Below are 13809 nucleotides of genomic sequence, written 5' to 3'. Positions count from 1 at the left end.
CCGGGCCGAACAGCTCTCACGAATGAACAGTTCTCGATGAACAGCCGTCCCTCTTCATGAGCAGTCGTTCTTCCCGCTTCATGAGCAGTCCCTTCATCCCAGAGCGTCTTTCATCCATGAACCGTCCCTCTTCAATGAACCTCTTCAATGAACAAGGAGACCGAAGGTGCCGGTCCTGCCTGGAGCCGAGCCGTTCCGCCACGAGGGCGGAGAGGTCGGCGTTCTTCTCTGCCACGGGTTCACCGGTTCCCCGCAGTCGCTGCGCCCTTGGGCGGAGTATCTCGCCGAGCGCGGTCTGACCGTCGCGCTGCCCCTGCTCCCCGGGCACGGCACGCGCTGGGAGGACATGCAGCTCACCGGCTGGCAGGATTGGTACGCGGAGGTGGACCGTGAGCTGCGCGCCCTGCGTGAGCGCTGCTCCCAGGTCTTCGTATTCGGCCTCTCCATGGGCGGCGCCCTCGCACTGCGGCTCGCCGCGAAGCACGGCGACGAGATCAGCGGCATCGTGGTCGTCAACCCGGCGAACAAGGTGCACGGCCTGGCGGCGTACGCCCTCCCGGTGATCCGTCACTTCGTCAGGACGGTGAAGGGCATCACCAGCGACATCGCCAAGGACGGCGGTATCGAGATCGGCTACGACAAGGTGCCCCTGCACGCGGCTCACTCGATGCGCAACTTCTACCGGCTGGTCGACGGCGAGCTCCCGCAGGTGACGCAGCCGATGCTGCTCCTGCACAGCCCGCAGGACCATGTCGTGCCGCCCGCCGACTCAGCCCGCATCCTCAGCCGGGTGTCGTCCACCGATGTCACGGAGATACTCCTGGAACAGAGCTACCACGTCGCGACGTTGGACCACGACGCGGACCGGATCTTCGAGGAGAGCTTCGCCTTCGTCTCCCGGCTCGCACCCGGCGCCGGCAAGGAGACCGGCGCGGGTCAGGTGGGTCAGCAGGAAGGGACGGCCACTGGTGGCTGAGCACGACGCGGACCGCGAGCCCGAGGAGAAGGACGCGCCGTCCGGCGAGGAGCAGGGCCCGTCGTTCGACGAGGCCGCGGCGTGGGACGCGATCGTCGCGGGGTACGGCGAGGAACCGCCCGACCCGCCCGGCGCCAAACCCTTCAAGTCGATCGAGGACCTGGCACTCCTGGAGCCCGAGACGAACGACTCGGACGACACGGGTGACTCCGGCACGAAGACCGCCAGAAGCCCCAGGGACTCCAAGGGTTCCAGGGGCTCCAAGGATTCCAAGGACACGAAAGGCGGTACGGACGCCACGGAGTCCGCGGAGGCCACGGACTCCACTGGTTCCGCCGACTCCACTGGCTCCGACGCGGAGGGCGAGCCCCCCGCCGAGAAGCCGCTCGGCAGTTCGATCGCCTTCGCACCCGGCGTCGCGGGCCCACGGGACTACGCGATGCCCGAACCGGTCGAGGAGGACTTCGACGAGGACGACGAGGGCCACTTCGTGCCGCCCGAGCCTCCCCCGCTGCCCGCCGCGGACGCGACGGCCAAGTTCGCCTGGCTGGCCGTGATCGGCGGGCCCATCCTGCTCCTCCTCGCCGTACTGCTCGGCTGGGACATGACCTGGTGGCTCGCCACCCTCGGCATCGGCGGCTTCCTCGGCGGCTTCGCCACGCTGGTCGGGCGGATGCGCGGAGACGACGAGGACGAGGACGACCCGGGGCGCGGCGCGGTGGTCTGAGGGCTGTTCTTCTCAGGCGTATGAGGTACGAGGGCCCGTCCGGAGACACTCCGAGCGGGCCCTCGCCCATGGCCACCCATGGCCACCCATGACCGCCCTTGACCGCCTACGGCCGGTGGGAAGCGGGCACCCGGAGGGCCGCCAGGACCGGCAGGTGGTCGGTGGCTGCCCGCAGGTCTGCCACCGTCACCCCGGGGTGGCCGAGCGGTACGCCGCAGCCCAGGACCTCCACGCCCTCCGTGGCGAAGAGCGCATCGATGCGCTGGTGGGGGTCGGTGGGCGTCGAGGTGTACTCCGCGCCCCAGGGGGCCACCGTCCAGCAGTCCTGGAGCTCTGCGGCGAGGCGTCCGAAGGTACGGCCCTTCGGGCGTTCGTTGAGGTCGCCGCCCACGACGGCGTACCGGGTGCCCAGGGCGGCGAGGCGATCCAGCAGCATGCCGCCCTGCGCGAGGCGCTCGTCCTTCTGGAGGGAGAGATGACAGCTGAGTACGCCGAGGCGGGCGGCTCCGCCGAACCGGACGACGGCTGTGGCGAAGCCACGTCTGTGCAGGCCCGGGGTGAGGGGGAGGAGTACGTCCTCGGTCCGTTCGACCGTGGCCCGCAGGGAGCAGAGGAGGGCGGGGCCCGATGCGGTGGCGCCGCCGGAGAGGATCACCTGGCCGGAGGCGGCCGCGAGGCGGGCCAGTTTCTTGCGCCAGCGGAAGAAACGGGGGGCTTCCTGGACCAGGACGAGGTCCGGGTCGCAGGCCGTGATCACTCGGGCGAGTGCGGTGGTGTCGTCTCGCATGGAGCGGATGTTGTAGCTGAGGACCCGGATGACGGCCGAGCCGTCGGGTTCCGTACGGGGCGCTGGTAGCGGACTGGCGGAAGGGCTGGTCGGCATGTCGATCAAGATATCGGGCGGGGGGTGTCGGGTCGTTGCATTACCGCGGGCCGGTGGGGGCTTGTCGCGCAGTTCCCCGCGCCCCTAAAGACAAAAAGCCGGGGGTGCGCCCCTGCCCGCTGTCTTTGGGGGCGCTAGGCCCTGTCGTCAAATTCCCGTCTGCCTCGCGACGCCATGCACGCTCCCCCACTGCCTTAAGGGCGTGGGAGGTGCCCCCACTCGCCGCACCGGGCACAGACCCACGTACGTCCAGTACGAGGGCCTGTGCCCGGCACTCCCCCAGCCTCCGGCCGGGGGGACCCCCAGAGCACGCACCTGACGCCGCGAGGCCGCCCTCCGGGCGACGACGGGAATTTGACGATAGGGCCTAGCCCCCGCTTTTAAGGGGCGCGGGGAACTGCGCGACCAGCCCCCACGCCCCCGCAGACAGCCCACACCCCCCGGAAACAAAACCGCCCGCCCCCCGGAGGGAAAGGCGGGCAGTCATGGGCTGGGTGCACTACATGATCGGGTCGGGCTCGCGAGCCAGGTCGGCCGCGCCCACCAGCCCCGCCTCGTTCCCCAGCTGCGCGGCGATGACCTCCGCGACCGGGCGCCAGTTGCCGCCCACGAGCCAGCGCTTGTACGACTTGCGGATCGGGTCGAGGACCAGCTCGCCCTCGTCCGAGAGGCCGCCGCCGACGATGAACGCGGAGGGGTCGAAGAGCGAGGCCAGGTCGGCCAGACCGGCGCCGGCCCAGCGGGCCAGCTCACGATAGGAGTCGACGGCCACCGGGTCGCCCTGGCGCGCGGCCATCGAGATGTGCTTGCCCTCTATGCCGTCGGGGGAGCCGTCGCCGAGCGACAGCAGGATCTCCGCGTTCTCGGGGGTCGCGTTGGCGCGCTGCTTCGCGTATCTGACGAGGGCGCGGCCGGACGCGTACTGCTCCCAGCAGCCCTGGGAGCCGCAGCCGCACAGCAGGCCGTCCGGGACCATCCGGATGTGGCCGAACTCGGCGGCCACGCCGAAGTGTCCGCGGCGCAGCTTGTTGCCGATGATGATGCCGCCGCCGAGGCCGGTGCCCAGCGTGATGCAGATGACGTTGCGGTGGCCCTTGCCCGCGCCGAACTTGTACTCGCCCCACGCCGCCGCGTTCGCGTCGTTCTCGACGACGACCGGCAGGCCCACGCGGGCCTCCACCTCGTCCTTCAGGGGCTCCTGCCGCCAGTCGATGTTCGGCGCGAAATAGACCGTCGAGCGCTGGCGGTTGACGTACCCGGCGGCACCGATGCCCACGCCGACGATCTCGTGCCCCGCCCGGGCGCCCTCTACGGCCGCGGCGATCGCGTCCACGATGGCCTGCGGCGTCGTCGGAGTCGGCACCTTGAAGGTCGAGAGGATGTTGCCTTCCTCGTCGACCACGCCGGCCGCGATCTTCGTGCCGCCGATATCGACGCCGATGGTGAGTCCCATGAATCCCTCAGTTTCGGTCGAGCCCCGCTACGGCCAACCGTACCCGAGCGGCTTCAGTCGAGGTCGATGTGTTCACCGGGACCGGTGCCCTCGTCGCGGGGGTTCGGGGCGGTGTCTCGGGTGGTCCAGCGACGCTCCTGAGCCTCGACGGCGGAGCGGTACGCGGCGAGCAGTTCGGAGCCGGCGGCGGCCAGGTGGTCGAAGACGTCGGGGTTGCGCTCGATGACGGGCTCGACGGCGGCCTTGGCCTGCTGCACCACCTGGTTGACCATCTGCTGGGCGGCGCCGCCCGCGACCGCGCCGAGCAGTGGCGACTGCAGCCCGGACAGCTTGTCGGCGACGCTGTCGACGAGTTTGCGCAGTTCCTCGGCGGCCGAGCCGGGCGGCTGGCCGTACTGGTTGCGGCGGCGGGCCTTCTCCGCGGCGAGGTCCTCGGCGCACGCCTTCGCCCAGGCATCGGCGTCGGTCGCGCGCACCTCGTCGAGCGCGTCCTCCGCGGCGTCGGCGTCGGACGTGGGGCGCTCATCGCTCATGGCGGACTCCAAGCATGGGTTCTGTGTCTCTCGACGTTACCCGAACGGGGGTATGCCGTTCACTGTCTCCGCCGCCACGGATCGGGACTCGGTCACCTTCCCCGCGGCCACGGACCGGGACTCGGTCACCTTCCCCGCCGCCACGGATCGGGACTCGGTCACTTCCCCCGCGGCCACAGGTCCGGGTCCGGTGCGAACCGGACGCGCAGTTCGCCCTCGCGCAGGGAGGCACCGTCCACGGTGCAGCGGCGCAGGGCGGAGGGGAGCGGGACGATCCGGCGGAACTGCCCGGCGGTGACGACGAGTTCGTCGCCCCGGCGTACGAGGTCGAGTTCCTCGCGTATCGCGCCGGGGAGTGGGATGTGCCAGACCAGCACGCCGTCGTCGGCGAGGTGGTCGGCGACGGGCCACTCGACCGGTCCCGGGGCGTCGCCCGGCGCGGGCACGGGCAGCGCGGCGAGGTCCTCGGTGCCGCGCGGGTCCCGGCCCAGGTGGGGGATCTCGCGTACGTCGTACGTCTGCCCCCACTCGTCACTCCACTCGTCGATCGCCTTGCGCTGCTGGACGGCGAGGGTGGCCAGCCAGGTGTCGGGGGACGTGTCGGGCAGGACGCGGTTGGCGATCAGGGCGTCGGTGCGCAGGCCGCGCAGGGCGAGGCCGGTGGCGGCGTCGCGTACGGCGTCGGTGCCGGCCGGGCCCGGCTCCGCGACCAGCCGTACGGTCGTGGCCGGGTCCTCGACGGCCAGCTGGGCGGCGGCCAGTTCGACGTCCCAGCGGGCCGCCGTCTCGTACAGCCACTCCCCGGGCATCGGGACGCCGGCGAGACGGCCGAGGACCGGGCGCAGCGCGCGGGCGGCCTGGCGCTCCGCGGGGAGCAGGCGGCGGAGGTAGCGGCGCAGCTGTTCGGGGAGTGCGAGGAGGGCGAGTGCCCGCGGGGTGGGCGGCAGGTCGACGACCAGAAGGTCGTACGTGTCTGCCGCCGTGGCCGCGTCGCGCAGGGCGCGGAGGAAGGTGAGTTCCTCGGCGCCGGGGAGGGGGGTGAGTTCCTCGCCGTCCAGGCGGGTGGCGCCCAGGAGGTCGAGGGCGGTGGCGGCGCGGTCCTGGAAGGCGAGGAGGTCCGTGCGGAAGTCCTCGGTCGCGTCCGGTCGCCAGGTGGTGAGGCGGGGGGCGGCTTCGGTGGGGGTACCGCCGGTGGGGGTGCCGAGGATGGGGCCGAGGGTGTCGGTGCGGTCGGCGGTGAGCAGGAGGGTGCGGGTGCCCTGGCGGGCGGCTTCCAGGGCGGTGGCCGCGGCGACGGTGGTGCGGCCGGAGCCGCCGGGGCCGGTGATCAGGATGGTGCGCATGTAGGTCAACGGTACCTGTGCCTGGCCGGCGGGCTGAGCGGAGAGGGTTTCGCCCCCACCGCCCCTGCCCTCCCCCACTCTCGGCTTCTCCCCCACTCTCGGCTTCGCTCGAGCGGGGGGGACCCCCATGAGCGGGTGGACCCCATCGTCCCTTTCTGGGGGCTCCGCCCCCAGACCCCCGCATCGCGCTGAACGCGCTCGTCCTCAAACGCCGGACAGGCTGGGTGAGTGGGTTACTTCTCGCCCGACTCCACCCTCTTCTTCAGGCCCGCCAGCGCCCGGTCGATGATGACCTTCTCCGCCTTGCGCTTGATCATGCCCAGCATCGGGATCTTGACGTCGACGGTGAGCTGGTAGGTGACCTGGGTGGCACCGGTGCCCGCGGGCTTGAGGATGTACGAGCCGTCGAGGGAGCGGAGCATCTGGGACTTGACCAGGGTCCAGGAGACCTCGTGGTCGCCGGTCCAGGTGTAGCCCAGGGTCTGGTCGTCCTTGATGGCGCCCGCGTCCATGACGAGGCGTACCTGCTCGGCGCGGCCCTGCTCGTCCTTGGCGAGCACCTCCGCCTCCTTCACCTCTCCCGTCCAGTCCGGGTAGCGGGCGAAGTCCGCGATCACCGCCATGACGTCGGCCGGTGCCGCCTCGATCGTGATGCTCGAGCTGGTGTGTTCCGCCATCGCCGTGGCTCCTCCAGATGCGGTCCGGACAAAGGGGTGTTCGGGGTGTTCTTCGAGGTACGAACGCTTCTTGCCTGTGTATGCAGCGTGAAGGCTACCGCGCGGCGGACGGGCGGCGAGCCCCGGGCCCGCGGGCGCCGCCGGCCCTCACCACTCCAGCACCCACGGCTTCCCCGTTCCGGCGAAGTGCCCGACGTTCACGCACTCCGTGGCGCCCACCCGCATCCGCCGCACGAGCGGTTGGTGGACGTGGCCGAAGAGCGAGTACCGCGGCCGGGTGCGCCGGATCGCGTCGAGCAGTGCCCGGCTCCCCCGCTCGAAGCGCCGCGCCACCGTGTCGTAGACGAGCTCGGGGACCTCCGGCGGGATGTGCGTGCACAGCACGTCGACCTCGCCGAGGGCCTCGATCTTCGCCGCGTACTCCTCGTCGCTGATCTCGTACGGCGTCCGCATGGGCGTACGCAGGCCCCCGCCGACGAAGCCGAAGACCCGGCCGCCGATCTCGACGCGCTCGCCGTCGAGCACGGTGGTGCCGGACCCGGCGTACTCCGACCACAGAGGCGGCACGTCGACGTTGCCGTAGGTGGCGTACGTCGGAGTGGGGAACGCCGCGAACAGTTCGGCGTACTGCTTGCGTACGGCCTTCTCGATGGCGGGTCCGCGGTCCACGCCCGCCCACAGCCGCGCGCCGAACGCCCGGGCCTCCTCGTAGTGGCGGGCGGTGCGGAGTTCGACGATGCGGTCCGTGTTCTCGGTGCCGAAAAGGTCGGGGAAGATGCCGCGCGAGTGGTCGGCGTAGTCGATGAAGAGCACCAGATCGCCGAGACAGATCAGGGCGTCCGCGCCGTCACCGGCTCTGGCCAGGTCACGGACGTTGCCGTGCACGTCGCTCACGACGTGGACCCTGGTCCGTGGAGTCTCGCGGTTCTCGCCGCGCGAGTCGCCGCCGTTACCACCATGTGTGCCTGCCATGGCGATCAAGGGTAAGCCTGTGGAGCAAACGTGAGTAGGCGCGGGCGGACCTGCGGTTACCTGCCAGTCAGTAACGTGGTGGACTACCCTGCGCGAAGAAGCACCAAGAGGAACACCAAGTGGAACACCAACGCGTGTGACGCGGGGAACATCTCGACCGACCCCCCTGTCGAAGAAGCAGTACCGGCGGGTAACGTCCGGGCAGTCCAGTCATGCTCAGGGTTTCGGCATCCCGTCCCCGAGCATTTGCCCGAGCCTTGGACCGCTCCGTCGCATCACACGAAGTCGTGGCGTCGGCGCCCTATGAGGAGCAGCAGTCTTGCGCGAGTTCAGCCTTCCGGCTTTGTACGAGGTCCCTGCGGACGGCAATCTGACCGACATCGTCCACAGAAACGCGACGCTGCACCCGGACGTCGCGGTCATTGCCCGCAAGGTCGGCGGCACTTGGACGGATGTCACGGCCACCGCCTTCCTCGCCGAGGTACAGGCCGCCGCCAAGGGCCTGATCGCCTCGGGCGTGGCGCCTGGCGACCGGGTCGGCCTGATGTCGCGTACGCGCTACGAGTGGACGCTCCTGGACTTCGCGATCTGGAGCGCGGGCGCGGTCACCGTGCCGGTGTACGAGACCAGCTCGCCGGAGCAGGTGCAGTGGATCCTCGGCGACTCGGGCGCGACCGCGGTCGTCGTGGAGCTGGACGCTCACGCGGCCGCTGTTGAGTCCGTGCGCGACCGGCTGCCCCACCTCAAGCACGTCTGGCAGATCGAGGGCGGCGGTGTCGACGAGCTGGGCCGGGCCGGCGAGGACGTCACGGACGCCGTCGTCCAGGAGCGCAGCTCGTTCGCCAAGGCCGACGACCCGGCGACCATCGTCTACACGAGCGGCACGACCGGACGCCCCAAGGGCTGCGTGCTGACCCACCGCGCCTTCTTCGCCGAGTGCGGCAACATCGTGGAGCGGCTGCGCCCGCTGTTCCGTACGGGCGAGTGTTCGGTGCTCCTCTTCCTGCCGCTCGCGCACGTCTTCGGGCGGCTCGTACAGGTCGCGCCGATGATGGCGCCGATCAAGCTGGGCATGGTCCCGGACATCAAGAACCTCACCGACGAACTGGCCTCGTTCCGGCCGACGTTGATCCTCGGTGTGCCGCGCGTCTTCGAGAAGGTCTACAACTCGGCGCGAGCCAAGGCGCAGGCGGACGGCAAGGGCAAGATCTTCGACAAGGCGGCGGACACGGCGATCGCGTACAGCCGCGCGCTGGACACCCCGTCGGGCCCGTCGATCGGCCTGCGGCTCAAGCACCTGACGTTCGACAAGCTCGTCTACAGCAAGCTGCGCGCGGTGCTCGGCGGCAAGGGCGAGTACGCGATCTCGGGCGGCGCCCCGCTGGGCGAGCGCCTGGGCCACTTCTTCCGCGGTATCGGCTTCACGGTCCTGGAGGGCTACGGCCTCACCGAGTCCTGTGCGGCCACCGCCTTCAACCCCTGGGACCGGACGAAGATCGGCACGGTCGGCCAGCCGCTGCCCGGTTCCGTGATCCGCATCGCGGACGACGGCGAGGTGCTGCTGCACGGCGAGCACCTGTTCAAGGAGTACTGGAACAACGAGGCCGCGACCGCCGAGGCGCTGGCCGACGGCTGGTTCCACACCGGGGACATCGGCACGCTCGACGAGGACGGCTATCTGCGGATCACCGGCCGCAAGAAGGAGATCATCGTCACCGCGGGCGGCAAGAACGTCGCCCCGGCCGTGATCGAGGACCGGATCCGCGCGCACGCGCTGGTCGCGGAGTGCATGGTGGTGGGCGACGGGCGGCCGTTCATCGGCGCGCTGATCACCGTCGACGAGGAGTTCCTGGGGCGCTGGGCCGACGAGCACGGCAAGCCGGCGGGTTCCACCGCGGCGTCGCTCGGTCAGGATCCGGATCTGCTCGCGGCGATCCAGAGCGCTGTCGACGACGGCAACGCCGCGGTGTCGAAGGCGGAATCGGTGCGGAAGTTCCGTGTTCTCGCCTCCCAGTTCAGCGAGGACTCCGGCCACCTCACGCCGTCCCTGAAGCTCAAGCGCAATGTGGTGGCGAAGGACTACGCGGACGAGATCGAGGCCATCTATCGGGGCTGAGCCCCCACCGGGGACGCCTTGTGGCGCGGTTATGGCGATGGTGATAGTGACGGTGCGGGTGCGTTGTGGCTGGTCGCGCAGTTCCCCGCGCCCCTAAAGGGGCCGGGGCTGCACCCACCGTCTTTTCAGGGGCGCGGGGCTGTGACATTTGCGGCTCCGCCGCGGGGCGCGACCAGCCCCCACCGGCCCGCACCCACCCGACAACCTTCCGCCGCCGCCCCCTCCCCCCTACAGCAGCTCCTTCAGCCGCTCCGCCAGCAAATCCCAGCGCCACTTCTCCTCGACCCACTCCCGACCCCGCTCCCCCATCCGCCGACGGAGCTCCTCGTCGGCCAGGAGCGCGGTGATGCGGTCGGCCGCCGCCTCCGGCGAGCCCCCCCGCACCACCCAGCCGGTCTCACCGTCGAGAACCGCGTCGGGCGCCCCGCCGGAGTCGCCGGCGACGACGGGCAGGCCGGTCGCGGAGGCCTCCAGGTAGACGATGCCGAGGCCCTCGACGTCGAGGCCGCCGCGCCGGGTGCGGCAGGGCATGGCGAAGACGTCGCCGGCGCCGTAGTGGGCGGGGAGTTCGGACCAGGGGACGGCTCCGGTGAAGCGTACGGAGTCGGCGACGCCGGCCTCGCGCGCGAGTGCGCGCAGGTCCTTCTCGTACGGCCCGCCGCCGACGATCAGCAGCACCGCCTCGGGCTCTCTCGCCAGGATGCGCGGCATGGCGAGGATCAGCGTGTCCTGGCCCTTGCGCGGGACGAGGCGGGAGACGCAGACGACGACCGGACGGTCCGTCAGGCCGAGCCGCGCGCGGACCGCGTCGCCGCCCGAGCCGGGGTGGAAGGTCTTCTCGTCGACGCCCGGCGGCAGTTGGGCCATCCGCGCGGCCGCCTCCGGCGTCAGCGCGGCGGCGATCCGCGAGCGCGTGTACTCGCCGAGGTACGTGATCGTGTCCGTCGACTCGCCGACCCTGCGCAGCAGCCCGCGTGAGCCCGGCAGTTGTGCCCACCCCGCCTCATGCCCGTGCGTCGTGGCCACGAGGCGCTCCGCGCCCGCCTTGCGCAGCGCGGGTGCCAGCAGCCCGAGGGGCGCCGCGGCACCGAACCAGACCGATGTGCAACCGTGCTCCCTGAGCAGCCCCACGGCCCGCCGGGAGACCCTCGGAGTGGGCAGCAGCATGGTTGTTCGGTCGCGTACGATGGCGAAGGGCTGTTCGGCGTCGAAGGCTGCCGTCGCCTCGATTCCCTCCCTGCCCCGCTGCCATGTGGAGGCGTAGACGACGAGCCGTTCGGGGTCCAGGCGCAACGCCATGTTGTGCAGGAAGGCCTGGATGCCGCCCGGCCTCGGCGGGAAGTCGTTGGTCACGATCAGGGTCTTGTGCATCGCGGTCGACAGTACCGAAAGCACGGCAGCACCGAACGGGCACCTCGCACCTCCGCACGGCCCCGCTTCATGGCTCTCCCACAGCCGCGCGGGGAATCATGGCCGCACACAGGATCCGTACGGAAGAGGACAGGTGGGCATGACGGGAGCGAGCGGGGAGAGGTTCTCGTTTCTGCTGGTGGGGGCCTGGGGCCTGACCAGGCTGATGCTGCTGCTCTTCGTCTTCAGGGTGTGGATCTTCCCCGGTCCCGACGTCACGAGCGACGTCGCGGTGATCTACCGCAGCTGGTACGAGGTCCTGAGCACCGGCACCTTCCCGCTGGGCGACGTGACCTGGCAGTACCCGCCCGCCGCCGCGCTCGCGATCCTCTCCCCCGCGCTGCTGCCCTTCCTCGCCTACACGTCGGCGTTCTTCGTCCTCGCCTTCCTCGCCGACCTGGTCGCCTTCGGACTGCTGTTGTACGCGGGCCGGCGTCCCGGCAAGTCGCTGGCCGGCGTCTGGGTGTGGGTGGTGGGCGTGCCGCTGCTCGGGCCGACGGTGTACTCCCGGTACGACGTGATGGTGACGGCCGTCGTCGTGGCCGCGATCCTCGCGGGGGCGCGGCATCCGCGCGCGATGGGCGCGCTCGCCGCGTTCGCCGCGCTGCTGAAGGTGTGGCCCGCGCTGCTGCTCGTGGGCACGGCGAAGCGGAAGGCGTGGGGCGCGGCGGCGACGACGGCCGGGGGGCTCGCGCTGCTGTTCGCGGTGTCGATGCCCGGCGCGTTCGCGTTCCTGACCTACCAGCGCGACCGGGGCACCGAGGTCGAGTCCCTCGGTTCCCTGGTCTTCCACATCGCCCGGCACCACGGCTGGGAGGGCCAGGTGCTGCTCAACTACGGTTCGGTGGAGTTCCTCGGCCCGTACGTCGACCTGGTGAGCACGGTGGCCCTGCTGCTGACGTCGCTCGCGTTCGGCTGGCTCCTGATGTGGCGGCTGCTGGCGACGCGCTTCCTGGCGCACACGCTCGCGGACGCCTCGTTCGTGGCGGTACTCCTGTTCACGACGACCAGCCGGGTCATCAGCCCGCAGTACATGGTGTGGCTGGTCGGGACGGCCGCCGTGTGTCTGGTCTTCCGCGGCAGCCGGATGGGGCTGCCGGCCGGGATGGTCCTGACGGCGTGCTTCTTCACGGTCCTGGAATTCCCCATCTATTTCGCCAACGTCGTCGGCAGTGACGGCCTCGGCATCACGCTGCTCGTGATCCGCAACGGCCTGCTGGTGGCCGCGTCCGTCACCGCAGGCACCCTGCTCTGGCGCGACACGGTGTCGTACCCGCCCCTGCCCGGGGTGCCCGCTCAGACGGCCCGCACCCAGGAGACGCTGACCTCCTGACCAAAAGGTCGGCGACAACAGGGGCGCCCCTTCAGGGGCACGGGGAACCACGCGTCTCAAGGGGCCCGGGGAACCGCGCGCCTTCAGGGGCGCGGGGAACTGCGCGACCAGCCCCCACCGGCCCGCACCAGTCACCAGTCACCCAAGCCGATCCCGCACATACGCCCGCCACAACCCCGTGAACTCCTCCAGCGACGTACCCAGGACCTCCCTCATCCCCGCCTCCACGGCCCCGGCCCGCTTCTCCCGCTCCCCCACGGCCCGGTAGAACTCCCCCAGCCGCACCTCGCCCCACCGCTCGGCGATCAACCGGCAGGCCAGCCACCCACCTTCATAGGCCCGCGCCAGCGAACCGGCGTCCCCGCCGAACCCGAAGTCCCCGTCGCCCGGCAGCGCGGCCGGCACCCGCCCCTCGGCCACCGCCCGCGCCAGCTCCGGCGCGGCCTGCGTCGCCGTACGGCCGGTGCCGCGGTAGCCGACCCAGTCCGCGTACCCCTCGGAGAGCCACAGCGGGGTGGCCGCGGAGGTCGAAGCGCGGGTCGCGACATGGGTCGTCTCGTGAGTGAGGACGACCTGCCGCCCGAAGGCGCCGAGCACCCCGTACGCGTCGGGGTTGACGATGATCCGGTCGGCGGGCGCCTTCACGGATCCTCCCGCCTCGCCCGTGGTGACCGCGGCGATCCCCCGGTACCCCGACGCGGGCGCCCCGAGCAGCCCCGCCATCCCCTCCAGCGACTTCGGTACGAGGACGACGACCCGCCGCGACCAGTCCTCGCCCCACGCCTCCCGCACCGCGGGCACCGCGCGGTCGGCCAGCTCCGCGTAGCCGCGCAGCGCGGCGCGCGGCTGCCCGACGCCCAGGACGAGGCTGCGCTCGCCGCGTACGGCCAGGACGGCCCCCTGCTCCCACAACTGCTGGCCGACGTCCTTGGCGGGCCGGTCGGCGGTCACGTACCAGCGTCCGTCGGCCCGCGCGAGGCCCAGCGTGCGGGCGGTGACGACGGGGGCCTTGTCGTAGCCCGCTATGCGGTAGCGGAGCTCCGCGTCGGCCGTGGCGCGGTCGCCGGAGCGGTGGAAGCCGGTCACGCGGTACGACCACTCGGTGAGCGGGACCGCCCGCAGGTTCCTGAACTCGGTGCGCGCGGCGGCCCGTTCACCGATGGCGACGGTGGCCGGTGCCTCCGTCGCCACGAACTCCCCCTCGCTGCCGCCGCGCACCGCCGCCGCCCGTCGGTCGAGCACGCGCCGGACGTCGGAGGCGGCGCTGTCGGTCCCCGAGCTCCCGCCACAGCCGACCAGACCGGCCGGGCCGACGAGGCCGGCCAGCAGCACTCCCACCATCCACCTCGGCGCACGCCCACGACCAGCCACGAGTCCTGATCGTAC

The 13809-nt window shown here is 71.5% G+C and carries 12 protein-coding genes; 4 read left to right on the top strand and 8 right to left on the bottom strand.

Annotated features, from left to right (window positions below; genetic code table 11):
- Nucleotides 1-166 precede the first annotated feature (166 nt).
- Both OHA11_RS34805 and OHA11_RS34800 read left to right on the top strand, forming a co-directional pair.
- Entirely contained in the window at nucleotides 167-976 is an 810-nt protein-coding gene (locus tag OHA11_RS34805; RefSeq protein WP_266503089.1) for a carboxylesterase, read from the top strand.
- Nucleotides 969-1703, top strand: a complete 735-nt coding sequence (locus tag OHA11_RS34800) for a hypothetical protein (protein ID WP_266503087.1) — start codon at nucleotides 969-971, stop codon at nucleotides 1701-1703. The genes OHA11_RS34805 and OHA11_RS34800 overlap by 8 nt, the downstream gene beginning before the upstream one ends.
- Nucleotides 1704-1809: 106 nt before the next feature.
- Here the strand turns inward: OHA11_RS34800 and OHA11_RS34795 are convergent, their stop codons facing one another.
- The 6 genes from OHA11_RS34795 to OHA11_RS34770 form a co-directional block, all read right to left on the bottom strand.
- Complete coding sequence (locus OHA11_RS34795) at nucleotides 1810-2586, bottom strand: endonuclease/exonuclease/phosphatase family protein (protein WP_266503084.1); 777 nt, start codon at nucleotides 2584-2586, stop codon at nucleotides 1810-1812.
- Nucleotides 2587-3085: 499 nt separating this feature from the next.
- Complete coding sequence (locus tag OHA11_RS34790; protein ID WP_266503083.1) at nucleotides 3086-4039, bottom strand: ROK family glucokinase; 954 nt, start codon at nucleotides 4037-4039, stop codon at nucleotides 3086-3088.
- 53 nt (nucleotides 4040-4092) lie between these two features.
- Nucleotides 4093-4572 carry a DUF5304 domain-containing protein gene (locus tag OHA11_RS34785; protein WP_266503081.1) on the bottom strand — a complete coding sequence of 160 codons (480 nt, stop codon included), beginning with the start codon at nucleotides 4570-4572 and terminating at the stop codon, nucleotides 4093-4095.
- A gap of 158 nt (nucleotides 4573-4730) precedes the next feature.
- Nucleotides 4731-5915 carry an ArsA family ATPase gene (locus OHA11_RS34780; RefSeq protein ID WP_266503080.1) on the bottom strand — a complete coding sequence of 395 codons (1185 nt, stop codon included), beginning with the start codon at nucleotides 5913-5915 and terminating at the stop codon, nucleotides 4731-4733.
- A 233-nt stretch (nucleotides 5916-6148) separates the two neighbouring features.
- Nucleotides 6149-6592 (bottom strand): SRPBCC family protein, encoded by a 444-nt coding sequence (locus OHA11_RS34775; protein ID WP_266503077.1) that lies wholly within the window; start codon nucleotides 6590-6592, stop codon nucleotides 6149-6151.
- A gap of 147 nt (nucleotides 6593-6739) precedes the next feature.
- Nucleotides 6740-7564 carry a metallophosphoesterase gene (locus OHA11_RS34770; protein WP_266503075.1) on the bottom strand — a complete coding sequence of 275 codons (825 nt, stop codon included), beginning with the start codon at nucleotides 7562-7564 and terminating at the stop codon, nucleotides 6740-6742.
- 319 nt (nucleotides 7565-7883) lie between these two features.
- Between OHA11_RS34770 and OHA11_RS34765 the strand changes: the two genes are divergently transcribed.
- Nucleotides 7884-9680 carry a long-chain fatty acid--CoA ligase gene (locus tag OHA11_RS34765; RefSeq protein WP_266503073.1) on the top strand — a complete coding sequence of 599 codons (1797 nt, stop codon included), beginning with the start codon at nucleotides 7884-7886 and terminating at the stop codon, nucleotides 9678-9680.
- A 228-nt stretch (nucleotides 9681-9908) separates the two neighbouring features.
- Here OHA11_RS34765 and OHA11_RS34760 read toward each other — a convergent pair whose 3' ends face one another.
- Entirely contained in the window at nucleotides 9909-11051 is a 1143-nt protein-coding gene (locus tag OHA11_RS34760; protein ID WP_266507665.1) for a glycosyltransferase family 4 protein, read from the bottom strand.
- 139 nt (nucleotides 11052-11190) lie between these two features.
- On the opposite strand from OHA11_RS34760, the gene OHA11_RS34755 reads away from it, so the two are divergent.
- Entirely contained in the window at nucleotides 11191-12423 is a 1233-nt protein-coding gene (locus OHA11_RS34755; RefSeq protein ID WP_266503071.1) for a glycosyltransferase 87 family protein, read from the top strand.
- A gap of 138 nt (nucleotides 12424-12561) precedes the next feature.
- Here OHA11_RS34755 and OHA11_RS34750 read toward each other — a convergent pair whose 3' ends face one another.
- Nucleotides 12562-13764: a hypothetical protein gene (locus tag OHA11_RS34750; RefSeq protein WP_266507663.1), complete on the bottom strand. Its 1203-nt coding sequence runs from the start codon at nucleotides 13762-13764 to the stop codon at nucleotides 12562-12564.
- Nucleotides 13765-13809 lie beyond the last annotated feature (45 nt).

The organism is Streptomyces sp. NBC_00878 (assembly GCF_026341515.1).
Classification (GTDB): Bacteria; Actinomycetota; Actinomycetes; order Streptomycetales; family Streptomycetaceae; genus Streptomyces.
The sequence above is the reverse complement of the archived record's forward strand: the minus strand, read 5'-3'. Positions and strand labels throughout refer to the sequence as shown.